The sequence below is a fragment of the Candidatus Hydrogenedentota bacterium genome, assembly GCA_018005585.1.
Taxonomy (GTDB): domain Bacteria; phylum Hydrogenedentota; class Hydrogenedentia; order Hydrogenedentales; family JAGMZX01; genus JAGMZX01.
Genome location: JAGMZX010000129.1, coordinates 4,032 through 17,499, shown reverse-complemented (window position 1 = coordinate 17,499; position 13,468 = coordinate 4,032). Strand labels below are relative to the sequence as shown.

The window sequence follows — 13,468 nt, the reverse complement described above, 5'->3', positions numbered from 1 at the left end:
GGGCGGTGAAGGTGAGGGCGAAGGCGAAGGTGAGGGCGAAGGTGAGGGTGAGGGTGAGGGTGAGGGCGAGGGTGAGGGTGAGGGTGAAGGCGAGGGCGAAGGTGAAGGCGAGGGCGAAGGTGAGGGCGAGGGCGAAGGTGAGGGCGAGGGCGAAGGTGAGGGCGAGGGCGAAGGTGAAGGCGAGGGCGAAGGTGAAGGCGAGGGCGAAGGTGAAGGCGAGGGCGAAGGGCAGGGTTTGCCCGAATGCGATATCCTGCTGGTCAATGATACGCCGCAGGCCATCGAGGATTTCACGATTGCCTCCTCGTTCATCGAAATCAGCGAGTCGCGGCTTATTGAACATGCCGCGGTGACGCTGAACGTGACCCACGGGTCGCTGGACCACCTCGCGGCGGAACTGGTCGCCCCGGATGGCACAGCCGTGCTGTTGTTTCCGCGGCTGACCGGCCAAGGCGCGAACCTGGCCGAAACGACCTTCGACGACGAAGCGCCCGTCTCGTTTGCGGAAGGCGCTGCGCCCTACACCGGCCGGTTCCGGCCTGCGCATCAATTGCATGTATTGAACGCGCGGGACATGGAGGGTGTCTGGGAATTGCGCGTTTCGGACACCGTCGACGGTGTTGCAGGCACGCTGCTGAACTGGCGGCTTGAACTCAACCCGTGTCTGCCAGGTGAGGGCGAGGGGGAAGGCGAAGGCGAAGGCGAGCCGTGCGACGATGCCTGGCACAGCGCCGACATAGACCAGGACAACGGCATATCGTTGTCCGAACTGCTGCGGGTCATTCAGTTCTACAACAGCGGCGGTTACCACTGCGCCGGGGACCCGGCCGGCACCGAAGACGGTTACGTGCCCGGCGCGGGCGCGAACACGAGTTGCTGCCCCCACGACGGCGACTACGCCGGCGGCACGGACTGGGCCATTAACCTCAGTGAACTGCTCCGAATCATCCAGTTCTATAACTCGGGCGGCTACCATCACTGCCCCGGCGACGGCACGGAAGACGGCTTCTGTCCCGGCGCGAAATAAAACCGCGGCACGGGCACAGCATCAAAGCGTTGCGTGCGTTGCTCAGGGCGGCGGTAGTTCGCCTGTCAGTCGCCCCCAGGATGGGAAGACTCCGCGAAATTCGCAGGAGAGGCAAGGAGACCTCGTTTCCGTGTTGCGGGTTTTGATTGCCGGGTGCGGGTATGTGGGCTGCGCGTTGGGCGAACGGCTTGCGCGGGACGGCCATGAAGTTTGGGGGCTGCGGCGCGACGTGTCGCGCCTGCCCGCGGGAATCCGTCCGTTCCGGGCGGACCTGTCGGCGCCCGCATCGCTGGCGCGGTTGCCCGGGCGGTTCGACCACGTGTTCTACACGGCGGGCGCGGCGTCGTTCTCGGATGAGGCGTACCGCAGCGCGTACGTGGACGGCCTGCGCAATGTTATCGACGCGCTGCAAGCCGCGCGCCAAGCGCCGCGCCGGTTCTTCTTCACATCGAGCACGGGCGTCTACGCGCAGGATGCCGGGGAATGGCTTGACGAGGCATCGCCCGCCGCTCCACGGTGGTTTTCCGGCCTGCGCCTGATAGAGGGCGAGTCCCTGCTGCGGGAGGCCGGGTTTCCGGCGACGGTCGTGCGCCTGGGCGGTATCTACGGGCCCGGCCGCGCGCGCCTGATCGACCAGGTGCGCGACGGCACGGCGCGGCGCACGGCGGGGCGCACACCATACCTGAATCTCATTCACCGCGACGATTGCGCGGGCGTGCTGTGTCATCTGATGAGCCTGGACGCGCCGGAGCCGTTGTACCTGGCTGTGGATAACGAGCCGGTCGAGCGCAATGTGCTGCTGTGCTGGGTCGCGGAACGACTGGGCCTGCCGTGTCCGCCGTTTGCCGGGGAAGAACGGGTTTCCGAGCCGCAGCGGGGCGGCAGCCGCCGTTTCCGGAACGGCCTCCTCGCGTCCAGCGGCTACCGGTTCGTGTTTCCGGCGTATCGGGAGGGGTATGCGGCGTTATTGTGATAACGCGGCATGGCGCCGCAGGATTCGGTTGCCTAGAAGGCGCCGTGGCGGCCTTCGCCTTCCTGAAACCGGCGCGCGCCCTCGGCCAGTTCCGCGGTGAACGACTGTAATCCGTGTTGAAATTCGTTGGTCAGCGCCTCGGCGAGCGCAAGACCGTACTGCTCATAGGCGGAAAGACGGTCGTGGCGCAGGCAGGTCTGGGGGAACGCGGCCAGTTCGCGCGCCAGCGATTCCGCCGCGGCGCGGGCCTGTCCGCGCGGGACCACACGGTTTACCAGCCCGATGGCCAGCGCTTCGTCCGCGTGGACGGGCCGGCCGGTCAGTAGGAGGTCCATGGCGCGGCTCAATCCGATGAGGCGGGGCAGCCGCACGGTGCCGCCGTCTATGAGCGGCACGCCGAAGCGGCGGCAAAACACGCCCATCACGGCGTCTTCTTCGGCCACGCGGAGGTCGCACCACAGCGCGAGCTCCAATCCCCCGGCGACCGCATAGCCGCTGATAGCGGCAATAACGGGTTTGGACAGGACCATGCGCGACGGGCCCATGGGACCGTCGCCGGCGGGCTCCACGCGGTTGGCCTGACCCGCCGCCAGCGCCTTGAGGTCCGCGCCCGCGCAGAAATGGCCGTGGTCGCCGCAGAGTACGGCCACGTGCGCGCCGGGGTCGGCTTCAAACGCGCGGAACGCGTCCGCGAGCGCCTGCGCCGTGGCGCGGTCGACCGCGTTGCGCCGTTCGGGACGGTCGAGGATGACCGTGGTCACCGGCCCGCCGCGCTCCACTCGCACGCACGGGGCGGGGGCCTGTGCCGCATCCGCGCGCGGCATCAGAACAGCAGGCCCTTGTCGTCACCGCCGCCGTCCCCTTCGTCCTCGCCGCCCGAAGAACCGCCGGCATCGCCGCTGTCTGCGTCCTCCGTGCCGGGCATCGGTTTGGCTTCGAGTTCGCCCTGCGCGTTCTTCGTGAGGATTTCAATGCGTTTCTCGGCATCGGCGAGCGTCTTCTCGCAGCGCTGCGCCAGCTTGATGCCGTCCTCGAAATGTTTGAGTGCCGCATCCAGCGACAAGCCCCCCTCCTCGAGCGCGGTCACGAGTCCTTCCAGCTTTTCGAGGTCCTTTTCAAAACTCGGTTGCGCCATGGTCTCTTGCTCCGTTCCACCGTTTTCGGGCCGGGCGCGCCGCGCGGCGCACCTGCGGCCCTTCCGCGTCATTCCAACCGGATCTCCGTAATCTTCGCATCCGCCCCGCCCTTCCCGAAACGCACCGCGACCGTCTCCCCTTTCCCGAGTTGCGACGCGTCCCGCACGAGTTCCGCGCCGTCGCGCCGGAACACGAGCGCGTAGCCGCGTTCGAGTATCGCCACCGGGCTGAGCGCCTCCAGCCGGGCCCGGGCGCGCTCGAGCCGGGCGCGCACGCGCACGGTCGCGGTCATGCCGCTTTGCAGCAGCCGCGGCCGCAGGCCGGCGAGCCGCTCGCGCGCGCGCCGCAACTGGTGCGCCGGCGACAACAACGCCAGTGCACGGACGGTCCGGTCGAGGCGCGTGCGCCGTTGGCGGACATGCTCGCTCGTGGCATCCTCGAGGCGCATGCGCAGATCGTCGCAGGTTTGCCTGCGTTCGCGCAGCAGTTCCCCGGGCTTGCGCAACGCGTAGCTGCCCTTGACGACGTCGATGCGATGGCGCAGGCGTTCCAGCGCCTGGCGCATGTCCTTGACCAGAGACGCCTTCCGTTCCCGGATTCTGGCGGCGAGTTCCTCCTGCTCACGCACGACGAGTTCCGCGGCCGCGGACGGCGTGGGCGCGCGCACGTCCGCCGCGAAGTCGGTCAAGGTGAAATCGATTTCGTGGCCCACGGCGGAAATGACGGGCGTCTGCGCCTCGTACACGGCGCGCACCACGATTTCCTCGTTGAACGGCCACAAGTCTTCAAGGGAACCGCCGCCGCGCCCGACAATCATCACGTCCACGCCGTACGCGTCGAGCGCGCGGATGCCCGCGACGATCTCCGGCGCGGCTTCGTCGCCCTGAACCCGCGCCGGATACAGGATGACGTGCACGTTTGCGAAGCGGCGGTTGATCACGTTGAGGATGTCGCGGATGGCGGCGCCGGTCGGCGAAGTGACGATGCCGATGCGGCGCGGCAGCAGCGGCAGCGGTTTCTTGTGTTCCTCGGCAAACAGACCTTCATCGGCCAGCTTGCGCTTCAGTTTCTCGAAGGCGAGTTGCAGCGCGCCCACGCCCTTCGGCTGCATCTCCTCGCAGACGACCTGGTAGCTGCCGCGTTTTTCGTATACGGTAACCTGGCCATATACGACCACGTCGAGCCCGTTGTCCGGGCTGAAGCGCAACCGCATCAGCTTGCCCCGGAACATGACCGCGTCCAACTGGCCGTCCTTGTCTTTGAGCGTGAAATAGGCGTGACCCGCGGGAGACACGCGCCAGTTCGAGATTTCGCCCGCCACCCACACGAAACCCACCTCCGCCTCGAGCAGCGCCTTCACGCGGCGGGTCAGTTGCGATACGGTCCAGACTTCCGGTGTTTCTACAGGCATGATTCCCGACCATTGCCGGCCGGCCGCCAGAAGACGAACCTGTTCGCGCCCTGCACGGCGGCCGGCGCATGTCAGAATATACACGGCGTGCAGACCCAGGAAGCAAGGACGGCAAAATGCCGTCACAAGAGGTCATGATAGAGACAGGCGAAAAGGGGCATGCGGTTTCGCCGCCGCTGCTCCCGCCTTGCCGCCCGAAATCACCGCAATCACGCGTACTTGCGGCGGCGTGGCCCCATATGCCGTCCACTCAGGAAAAACGGACGCACTACGGTTACCCTGCTCGATAGGCGCACGGGGCGCTCCTGCTGACCAAGGACAGAATAATCGGCTCCCATTCGCGGGGGCCCGCGGCGCGCCCGTCGACCGCGGGACTCCTTGACGGGGGTATTGACCTCGCGGTCACCACACTGGAGACGCCCGCTCGCGTTCATTATAATCGTCCTGCGTTGCCATCAGGAGGGCGGGCGGACCATGCGAATCGCGAAGTTCTTTTTCCGTTTTATCTGGAAGCTCTTCAAGTGGGGCATCCCTGCCGTTGTGCTGGCGGCGCTGGCCGCCGCGGGCTACCTGTACTATCTCGCGCCGCGCACGCTGCCGGACCTCGACGCGACCGTGCGCAGTTCGCTGCTCAGGGCGGAGGTGCGCGTCGTCCGCGACCATTGGGGCGTGCCGCACATCCTTGCGCAGAACGAAGCCGACGCCTACTACGCGCTCGGCTATTGCATGGCGCAAGACCGCCTGTTCCAGATGGAAGTCATGCGGCGCCTGGCGCGCGGCGAACTGGCGGAATTGCTCGGGCCGCCTGTGGTCTTCGTGGACCGGATCATGCGGGCGTTCCGCTTACGCGCGAAGGCGGAAGAGTACGTGAACAATGAGAGCCAGAGCCTGCCGCAGGCGCTGCGCGATTCCCTCGATACGTTCGTCGCGGGGGTCAACGACTTCATCAAGGACGGGCCGCTACCGATCGAGTATACGATGCTCCAGATTCCCGCGCGGCCGTTCACGAAGGTGGACTGCCTCGTGGTCGCGGCCATCCTGCCGATTACGTTCGCCGACGGCATCCGCCAGGACCCGCTGGGCGCCGCGCTCCGGCAACGCCATCCGGACATGGACGTGGACGCGCTGTTTCCCGGCTACAAGTACGACCCGGTGACCATCATCGAGAACATTGACGAGGCGCGCGCGGTGATGGAGCGGGAACTCGGCGGCGGCAATGCTGCCGCCGCGGCGCAGGTGTCGGCGGCTGTCGACACGCTGCGCGACTGGATCGGCGGGCTGCAGCGCATTTCGGACGCCTACGGTCCGCAAATGGGCAGCAATTCGTGGGTGTTGGGGCCGTCGCGCACGAAATCGGGCAAACCGATCCTGGCTAACGACCCGCACATCGGGTTCACGAACCCGAGCATCTGGTACGAAGCGCACCTCAAGTACGGTGACTATGAGAACTACGGCTATCACATGCCGCCTGTGCCGCTGGCGCTGCTCGGGCACAACGAGGACCGCGGCTGGGGCATGACCATGTTCGCGAACGACGACGTGGACATGTACGTCGAGACGTTCCACCCGTCGGACCCGCTGAAGGTGCAGTACAAGGGCGAGTGGGTCGATGTTCAGGTCGAGCGCGAGGTCATCGGCGTCCGGTTCGGGCGCGATGTGACGTGCGACGTGCGCATCACCGCGCACGGGCCGATTGTCACGGACCTGTTGCAGACGCTGGACCACTACGAGGGGCCGCCGGTTGCCCTGCGCTGGGTGTGGCAGAGCGTACCCTACACGGACATACTGGCCGTCTATGAGATGGGCCACGCGCGGGACCTGCAAAGTTTCGGCGAAGCGGTGCAGAAGATCACCTCGCCCGGCATCAACATCTCCTACGCGGACAAGGAGGGCAACATTGCCTGGTGGGCCGCGGGGCTCTTGGCGATACGCCCGCCGCACGTGGACCATAAGTCGCTGCTGGATGGCGCGTCCGGCCGGGACGAAATCGCGGTCGAGGACTACCTGCCGCCCGCGCAGAACCCGCACCTGGTCAATCCGGAATGCGGCTATATCGTGACTGCGAACAACATGTCGACCGTGCAGCCCGTGGGCGAACCGCCGAAGGTGATCCCGCGGCTCCAAGGCTATTGGCAGCCGTCGGACCGGGCCGGCCGCATCGTGGAACTGGTGAGCGCGCGCAGCGACTGGACCATCGAGGACCTGAAGGCCGTGCAGATGGACGACGCCTCCTGGGCCGCGCCGCAAGTGGTCCCCGTATTCGTTCAGGAGCTACGGCAGCGCGTGGACGTGTTGAGCGAGCACCAGCGCAAAGCGCTCGAATTCCTCGAAGGCTGGGACTACCGCCACGGCGCCGGGTCGCAGGGCGCCGTGGTCTTTCAACTGCTGTGCAACCTCACCCTCCAGAACGCGCTGGAGGATGAAATGGGGCCGGCCAACTTCGCCGCGTACGGGAGCGTCGGCGACAGCTGGAATTTCTTCAAGCATTTCATGCAAGAGCCGGACTCGCCGTTCTGGGACGACATCGCGACGCCGGAAGTCCGGGAAACGCGGCCGGACATCCTGGTGCGCGCGTTGAAGGAAGCGCAGGCGGTGCTGGACGAGCGGGTCGGTTCCGACCCCGCCCAGTGGAAGTGGGGCGCGCTCCACACCATGGAATTCAAGCACCCCTTCGGCTATCTGCCGCTGTTCGACCGCATCTTCAATATTGGCCCATTCCCTTCGCCGGGTGCGGCGGAGGTTGTCAACAATATGCTGTATCGCGGCGTCGACAACTTTGACGTGCTCGCGGGCCCCTCGACGCGGCGTCTCATCGACTTCGCCGACCCCGCGCACTCGTTGACGGTGCTCCCGACGGGCAATTCCGGCCACCTGCTCAGCAAGCACTACGACGACCAGGCCGAGATGTTTGTGCGGGGCGAGTACCGTCCTGCGTTATATCTCTGGAACGAGATAGAAGCCGCGAAAGAGCATGAAATGCGGTTCTTGCCGCGGTAAGGGCGTTTTTCGAGGATCCGAGGACCGTACGTGAACGAACAAGAAAGCCCCTATTCTCGATTTGACGAGGAACAACGCATCCTGCGGGACGAACTGGCCCTGGACCGAACCGTCCTTGCCAACGAAAGAACGCTCCTCGCCTATGTACGGACCGCCCTGGCGCTGTTGTTGGCGGGGGTCACCTTCATTCACTTTTCCAGGGCTGCCTGGTTCTCGGTTGTCGGGGTTTTGTGTCTCGTTGCGGGGATGATGGCCCTGGCCTTGGGTATCAGCCGGTTTCGACGGGTGCGGAGGCTCTTGGTCGCGCTGCGCGAGCGGGCAGGCACTGACTCCGCCGGCGGGGCTGTGCAAGGGGGGCGGGTGCGCGCAGACGATGTCTGACCTTTCAAGCTATCTGGCCACGTGTCACACACCGGTCAAGCGTCTTTCATCCTTCCAGGCATCTTACCGCCCAATGCCGGAGCGCAGGCGGCAGGAAAGCGAGTCGAAGTTGGGCGATTCCGCCGGGGAATCTCCGCCAGCGCCGCCGCAAGTTCCGTATTTCCGTTAATGATGGTGTCCGTGCGACGCCTCGTGCAGGATAAGCCCGCCGGCATTCACGGGAAAGTCGTTGCCCTGATTGTAGGCCGCACCCGGCTGCGGCACGAACCGCAGGAAATCAACGTGCCCGTCCAGATACAGCACGTTGCACCCGCCGGGGACGTGGTTGAAATGGTCCGCGCTCTCGCCGGATAGTTCGTCCCAGGCCACGGGCAGCGTGGATTGCGCTTGCGCGGCCTGCGCGGGATTATTGATGTCGGTAATCAGGAACCGCTCAATGCCCTCGCGCAGGCGATAGGCGACGCCTTCCGCCTGCATGTGGTCCTTGCCGTGGACGTGTTCTTCGAATTCCCAGTCCTCATCGGCGGCGCGTTTCGCGGCTTCGCCCGTCGGCGCAAGCGTGATCTCTTCCACTCTGGTTTCGACCACGGCTTCGAGGAAAGCGAAATCGGCATCCGTCTGGAACCAACTCGGGCTGAACGCCCACCCGATATAGGCATACGGATGCTCGTACACTTCGCAAGGCTCGACGATGCCGTTGCCGGAGACCGGTACGCCGTTCAGGAACATGTGCCCGTCTTCGGACGCACGCTCCCAATTGGTCGAGGGATTGTCCCCCTCGTCCCACATCGCGACGGCGGTCGCGGCGAACGGCGAACTGGGGCAGATGAGCACTTTGAAGTCGTTCAGATACTCGGGGTAGACGACTTCCATGTCGGCCATGGTGGCCATGCCCGCCGTGGGCGTGCCGTCGCAGTTCGTCGCCTTCATCGGGGGAAACCGCTCGCCCGGGTCCTCATTCGCGTACATCTTGAAGACGAGTCCCAGTTCTTTCAGGTTGTTCTGGCAACTCGCGCGCCGCGCCGATTCGCGCGCCCGTGCCAAAGCGGGAAGCAGGATTGCCGCAAGTATGCCAATGATGGCGATGACAACCAACAGTTCAATTAAGGTAAAACCGCTGCGTTTCATGACAGGCAAACTCCCGAAGCGCCCGAAAACAATGCACCGCAAAGCGCCAAGAGATCAGGACGCTGTGTCGAAGAAAAGGTCGTGCTTCAGTCGAGACGCTTGTGATGATTCAGCACGAGGCAGGAGGACCGCGCGGCGCTTCCACGGAGCGCGGCAGCCAGGAAGGCGCGGTGAAGACGAGTGTGGGCGGTAGGTCCGCTGCAGCGGGCGGCGGGGCAAGCCAGGCCACCGTGTGCGGCGTTTCAATCCCCTTGCCCAGCGCGAAAGCGGTCACGCATACGAAGCAGTAGGCGTCATGGTGCGCCAAGGCATGCCCGAAACCGAGCAACAGCGCGCCGCACCACAAAAGCGCGAGGGCCAATACGACCACCCTCGGGCCCAAGGCCCGCACCGCGAGGCTTCTATCCGCCTTCATTCGATACACCCCCACACCACGTAACACATTATAATGCACCTTTCCCGATATGGCAAGTGCGGAAAGCCGGAACAGGGAGAAATACGCGTCGTTTGACGCGAATTTCCGCGAAGGACGCGCTCTCGGGGCCCTGCTCGGCCCTGCCGGTGCGGCGTGCGGGGTGAGATGGCACGGTGCCTGTTTCAGCCGCGCCGATTCCTTGCGCGCAGGCGGCGCAGAAGCAGGGAGACGATGCGCCGGGGCGGTTCGCGCAGGACTCCGAAGGGGCTGTATACGAAACGCACGGGCACGTCGTGGGTTTCGTAGAAACGGTTGATGGCGGGCATGACGACGGGAACCCAGAAGTTGCGGAAGGCGAAGCGTCCGCTGCCGCCCGCGTTGCCGCCGTGTCTGCGCCACGTGCCGAGCACGTCGGGACACGAGTACAACGGCCCGTACACACAGGCGGTGCGCGTCAGGTAGGCGTCGGGACAGGAAATGAGGCTTTCGGGGATTGGGAAGACGCGATCGAGCGCTTCCTTTCGGAACATCAGGCCGCTGCTTGGCAGGAACACGGACACAATATCGCGGCGCGCGGCCGTGTTGACGCGCCCCAGTGCGCGCCATTCCTCGTAAATATCGGCATTGAGCAGTGCTTCCTGCTTATACGCGCCGCACCCGTCGTCGAGTTGATGCTGGAACACGCCGCCATCCGGGTGCTCGCGGATAAACGCGGTCATACGCGCGATCTTCTCGGGCCGCCACAAGTCGTCGCTGTCGAGCAAGGCGACCAAATCCCCGCGCGCGCGCGCGAAGGCTGCGTTCAACGCGGCGGCCTGGCCGCGGTTCTGTTGGAGTATCAATTCCGCCCGCGCGGACGCGCTTGCGATCGCGTCGCGGATCACGCCGGGCGAACCATCCGTTGATCCATCGTCTACAATGATGCATTCGATGGCGGGGTAGGTCTGCTCGAACACGCTGCGGATGGCGTCGCGCACGTAGCGGGCGTAGTTGTAGCTGGTAAGCAGGACCGATACCAGCGGCTGCTCAGGCAGCGGTCTGAAAGCAAAGCGGTTCATAATGTCTATGCAAGGGCGCCGAACTTGAAGACCGTCGTGTGGGCATATCGTTCGCCCGGACGGAGCACGACGGAAGGGAATCCGGGTTGGTTGGGCGAATCGGGGAAATGCTGTGTTTCGAGGCAGAATCCGGTGCGGCGCAGGCACGGCCTGCCGCCCTTCCCGATGTGTGTGCCGTCGAGCATGTTGCCGGTGTAGAGCTGCATGCCGGGCTGGGTCGTGTGCACCTCCATCACGCGTCCGCTCGCGTATTCGACGGCCCGCGCGGCAAAACGCAGTTGCCCCGATTCGCCGTTGATTACGTAGTTGTGGTCGTAGCCGTGGCCCAGGCGCAATTGGCCGTCGTCCGCATCGATACGGGCCCCGATGAGCGCCGGTTCGCGGAAATCCAGGGGCGTGCCCGCCACGGGCCGCAATTCGCCGGTCGGGATGAGCGTCGCGTCCACGGGCGTGAAACAATCGGCATTGACGGTCAGTTCATGGCCACGGATTTCGCCCGCGTCGTGACCGGCGAGATTGAAGTAGCTGTGGTTCGTAAGATTCACATTCGTGGGCGCGTCCGTTTCGGCTTCGTAGCCGATGCACAGCTCGTTGGCGTCCGTCAGACGATAGGTGACCGTACAGGCAAGCGTGCCGGGATAAGACTCCTCGCCGTTTGGGCTGACATAGCGCAGCCTGACACCGGAAGCTCCCGCTTCCTCGACCATTTCGGCTTCCCAGAATTTCTTGCTGAAGCCCTGAAGACCGCCGTGAAGGTGGTTCGGCCCGTTGTTTACGGCGAGTTGATACATGACACCGTCCAGCGTAAAGCGCCCTTTCGCAATCCGGTTCGCGAACCGCCCGACGATGCAGCCGAAATGCGGTTTGTTGGTCATATACTTGTCGAGTGCGTCGAAACCGAGCACGAGGTCGGCGAGCGCGCCGTGCCGGTCCGGCGTCTCAATCGACACGATGGCGCCGCCGATGTTCGTGATGCGCGCGCGCATGCCGCGCGCGTTGGTCAGCGTGAACAGGAGCGCGGCGCGCCCGTCCGGCGGCATGCCAAGAGTTTCCGAGATAATGGGCATATCGTTCTCCGTCGGGCGGTCCCGAGCGCGCGGGATTCAGCCGAGCGTGTTCAGAATGGCCTGCGCGCCGTCGCGGATTTGCGTCTCCGGGCACTTCTCGAGCACGGCTTTCAACGCCTGCGCCGCCTGCCGCCTGGCCGCCTCGTCCTGTTTTGCCAGTTCGCCCGCCACGGCGGTGATCGCCGCGGCCGCCTCGGCGCGCACCGCCGCGTCGTCAAGGAACGGGAGCAGCACGTCGAGCGATTGCGCGGCCGGTACGGAGCCCCATGCGCCCAATAGCAGTTTCCGCTCGTCCGGGCGCTTCGCGAGTTGCATGGCCTCGGCAAGCATGGCCATCTTCTTGTCGAGGGCCTGCTCGGTCTGCGCGAGACGCACGAACCCGCGCAAGCCCAGCACGTACCGGCTGGCGTCTTCGCTCTTCGCGAGTTCGAGCAGGTGAGGCGCGGCGTCGAGGGTCGGCCAGTTGGACAGCAGGTTGAGCGCCTTGCTGACGACTTGTGCGTCAGTATCGTCCAGCGCCGCAAGAACAGTCTCAAGGGCCTTCGGGCCGCGCACCAGCGCGACCGTGCCGAGCAGCGTTGCCCGCGTTTCGGCGGATGCGCCGTTCATGGCGCCGAGCACCACGGGCAGGACGCCGTCGCCGTAGCGCGAAGCGAGACGGTTCAAGGTCTTCAACGCCGCCGATTGCTCATCGGATTCCGATGCGTTCAAGACGACGGCGACGACCGCCGGGGCCTGGTCCGCGTTTCCGTTGTCCGCAATGACCTCGAGCGCCGCGACGCGCACGGCAAGGTCCGCGTCTTCGAGGCCGGCCACGGCGAGGGGCACGGTCTGCGCGGCCCGGCGCGCAGCCAGCAGCGCGAGAAGCCGCGCGCGCACTTCTGGCGCGGTTTCAGGCAGGACGGCGGCAATGGCGTTGTCGGCCGCGTCGCCCCGGAGCACGGTGAGGCTGACCCGCGCGGCTTCGGACAGAGCGGCGTCACTGGAAGCCAGCAGGTCTACCAGCAGCGGCACATTATCGGCATTGCCAAGCGCGCCAAGCGCCGCGACCGCCGCGAGCCGGACCTCAGGGTCCGCGCTCTCCATGGCCTTGACCACGGCCGGACGCGCCACGGCGTCGCCGCGGTCGGCCAGGCCGCGCAGCAGCGCGACTTGGCCGGCGGCGGGGAGCCTGCTCAGTCCCTCAGCATAAAATCGTGTCACTTCCTCGCCGGTTGTCTCGGCCACCACCTGCGCCGCCAAGCCGCGGAAGATATCCTCTTCTCCGAGCAATGCCGCGAACACCCACGCAGAGGTCTGGTCCGGCTGCGCGTAGGCCCGGCCGCGCCATGCGCCCATACGGACTTGCGCCGGGTATTCGCCGGCAGCCAGTTCCTGGTACAACGAGGCTGCTTCGTGCTGTTCTCCAGCAGCGACCATCCGCTCTCCCGCGGCGAGCAACCCCTCCAGAACGGCGGCCTGCAATGGCGCGGGTGCTGTCTTTGCCGCCTCTGACAGCGCCTGAACGGCTTCCTGTGCGCCAATCCTGCCCAACGCGCCGGCTGCGGCCTTGGCCACGTTCAGATCAGGATCGCTTAAGAGCGGGACAATCAACGGAACGGCTGCGGCATCTCGCATGACGCCGAGTGACGCGGCCACGCCCGCTTTCGGCATGCCCTGCAACTGCGGCAACGCCTCGCGCAGCGCCTGGGTGGCCGCGGCATACGGCATCGGTTCGAGCGCATAACGCGCCATGTGCGAAAGGCGCCCGTCGGACAACAGGGCGGCCAGCGCCGGAATGCAGGCTTCCGTACCGGTGCGGCGCAGCATGCGGCAGGCCTCCTGTTTTTCCGGCCAGCCTGCATCGCTCTGCAGCACCTGAATGAGCGCCGCCTC

12 protein-coding genes are annotated in these 13,468 nt (G+C 65.8%); 4 read left to right on the top strand and 8 right to left on the bottom strand.

The features are described 5' to 3' along the window. Positions 1 to 1,027: proprotein convertase P-domain-containing protein (locus KA184_18165; GenBank protein ID MBP8131509.1), on the top strand; the 1,027-nt coding region annotated here is incomplete at its 5' end. 130 nt (positions 1,028 to 1,157) lie between these two features. After that, positions 1,158 to 2,000 carry an SDR family oxidoreductase gene (locus KA184_18160; GenBank protein MBP8131508.1) on the top strand — a complete coding sequence of 281 codons (843 nt, stop codon included), beginning with the start codon at positions 1,158 to 1,160 and terminating at the stop codon, positions 1,998 to 2,000. A gap of 32 nt (positions 2,001 to 2,032) precedes the next feature. On the opposite strand, the gene KA184_18155 is transcribed toward KA184_18160, so the two are convergent. The 3 genes from KA184_18155 to KA184_18145 form a co-directional block, all read right to left on the bottom strand. Beyond that, entirely contained in the window at positions 2,033 to 2,824 is a 792-nt protein-coding gene (locus KA184_18155; protein ID MBP8131507.1) for a crotonase/enoyl-CoA hydratase family protein, read from the bottom strand. Further along, positions 2,824 to 3,135, bottom strand: a complete 312-nt coding sequence (locus tag KA184_18150) for an exodeoxyribonuclease VII small subunit (protein ID MBP8131506.1) — start codon at positions 3,133 to 3,135, stop codon at positions 2,824 to 2,826. The genes KA184_18155 and KA184_18150 overlap by 1 nt, the downstream gene beginning before the upstream one ends. Before the next feature lie 68 nt (positions 3,136 to 3,203). After that, positions 3,204 to 4,547, bottom strand: a complete 1,344-nt coding sequence (locus tag KA184_18145; protein ID MBP8131505.1) for an exodeoxyribonuclease VII large subunit — start codon at positions 4,545 to 4,547, stop codon at positions 3,204 to 3,206. Positions 4,548 to 5,021: 474 nt separating this feature from the next. Here KA184_18145 and KA184_18140 point away from each other — a divergent pair, with 474 nt between their 5' ends. Beyond that, positions 5,022 to 7,544 carry a penicillin acylase family protein gene (locus KA184_18140; protein MBP8131504.1) on the top strand — a complete coding sequence of 841 codons (2,523 nt, stop codon included), beginning with the start codon at positions 5,022 to 5,024 and terminating at the stop codon, positions 7,542 to 7,544. A 30-nt stretch (positions 7,545 to 7,574) separates the two neighbouring features. Beyond that, positions 7,575 to 7,925, top strand: a complete 351-nt coding sequence (locus tag KA184_18135; GenBank protein ID MBP8131503.1) for a DUF202 domain-containing protein — start codon at positions 7,575 to 7,577, stop codon at positions 7,923 to 7,925. Between the two features lie 165 nt (positions 7,926 to 8,090). Here KA184_18135 and KA184_18130 read toward each other — a convergent pair whose 3' ends face one another. The 5 genes from KA184_18130 to KA184_18110 form a co-directional block, all read right to left on the bottom strand. Continuing rightward, complete coding sequence (locus KA184_18130) at positions 8,091 to 8,855, bottom strand: hypothetical protein (protein ID MBP8131502.1); 765 nt, start codon at positions 8,853 to 8,855, stop codon at positions 8,091 to 8,093. 307 nt (positions 8,856 to 9,162) lie between these two features. Continuing rightward, on the bottom strand, positions 9,163 to 9,468 hold the full coding sequence (locus tag KA184_18125) for a hypothetical protein (GenBank protein ID MBP8131501.1): 306 nt from the start codon (positions 9,466 to 9,468) through the stop codon (positions 9,163 to 9,165). A 182-nt stretch (positions 9,469 to 9,650) separates the two neighbouring features. Beyond that, positions 9,651 to 10,526, bottom strand: a complete 876-nt coding sequence (locus KA184_18120) for a glycosyltransferase (protein MBP8131500.1) — start codon at positions 10,524 to 10,526, stop codon at positions 9,651 to 9,653. 5 nt (positions 10,527 to 10,531) lie between these two features. Continuing rightward, positions 10,532 to 11,593 (bottom strand): galactose mutarotase, encoded by a 1,062-nt coding sequence (locus tag KA184_18115; GenBank protein ID MBP8131499.1) that lies wholly within the window; start codon positions 11,591 to 11,593, stop codon positions 10,532 to 10,534. A 36-nt stretch (positions 11,594 to 11,629) separates the two neighbouring features. After that, positions 11,630 to 13,468: HEAT repeat domain-containing protein (locus tag KA184_18110; protein MBP8131498.1), on the bottom strand; the 1,839-nt coding region annotated here is incomplete at its 5' end.

Excerpts from the sequence above, each read along its gene's own strand:
- KA184_18140 (MBP8131504.1), top strand. The coding sequence starts at position 5,022 with ATGCGAATCGCGAAGTTCTTTTTCCGTTTTATCTGGAAGCTCTTCAAG.
- KA184_18150 (MBP8131506.1), bottom strand. The coding sequence starts at position 3,135 with ATGGCGCAACCGAGTTTTGAAAAGGACCTCGAAAAGCTGGAAGGACTC.
- KA184_18155 (MBP8131507.1), bottom strand. The coding sequence starts at position 2,824 with ATGCCGCGCGCGGATGCGGCACAGGCCCCCGCCCCGTGCGTGCGAGTG.
- KA184_18145 (MBP8131505.1), bottom strand. The coding sequence starts at position 4,547 with ATGCCTGTAGAAACACCGGAAGTCTGGACCGTATCGCAACTGACCCGC.
- KA184_18115 (MBP8131499.1), bottom strand. The coding sequence starts at position 11,593 with ATGCCCATTATCTCGGAAACTCTTGGCATGCCGCCGGACGGGCGCGCC.
- KA184_18125 (MBP8131501.1), bottom strand. The coding sequence starts at position 9,468 with ATGAAGGCGGATAGAAGCCTCGCGGTGCGGGCCTTGGGCCCGAGGGTG.
- KA184_18130 (MBP8131502.1), bottom strand. The coding sequence starts at position 8,855 with ATGAAGGCGACGAACTGCGACGGCACGCCCACGGCGGGCATGGCCACC.
- KA184_18120 (MBP8131500.1), bottom strand. The coding sequence starts at position 10,526 with ATGAACCGCTTTGCTTTCAGACCGCTGCCTGAGCAGCCGCTGGTATCG.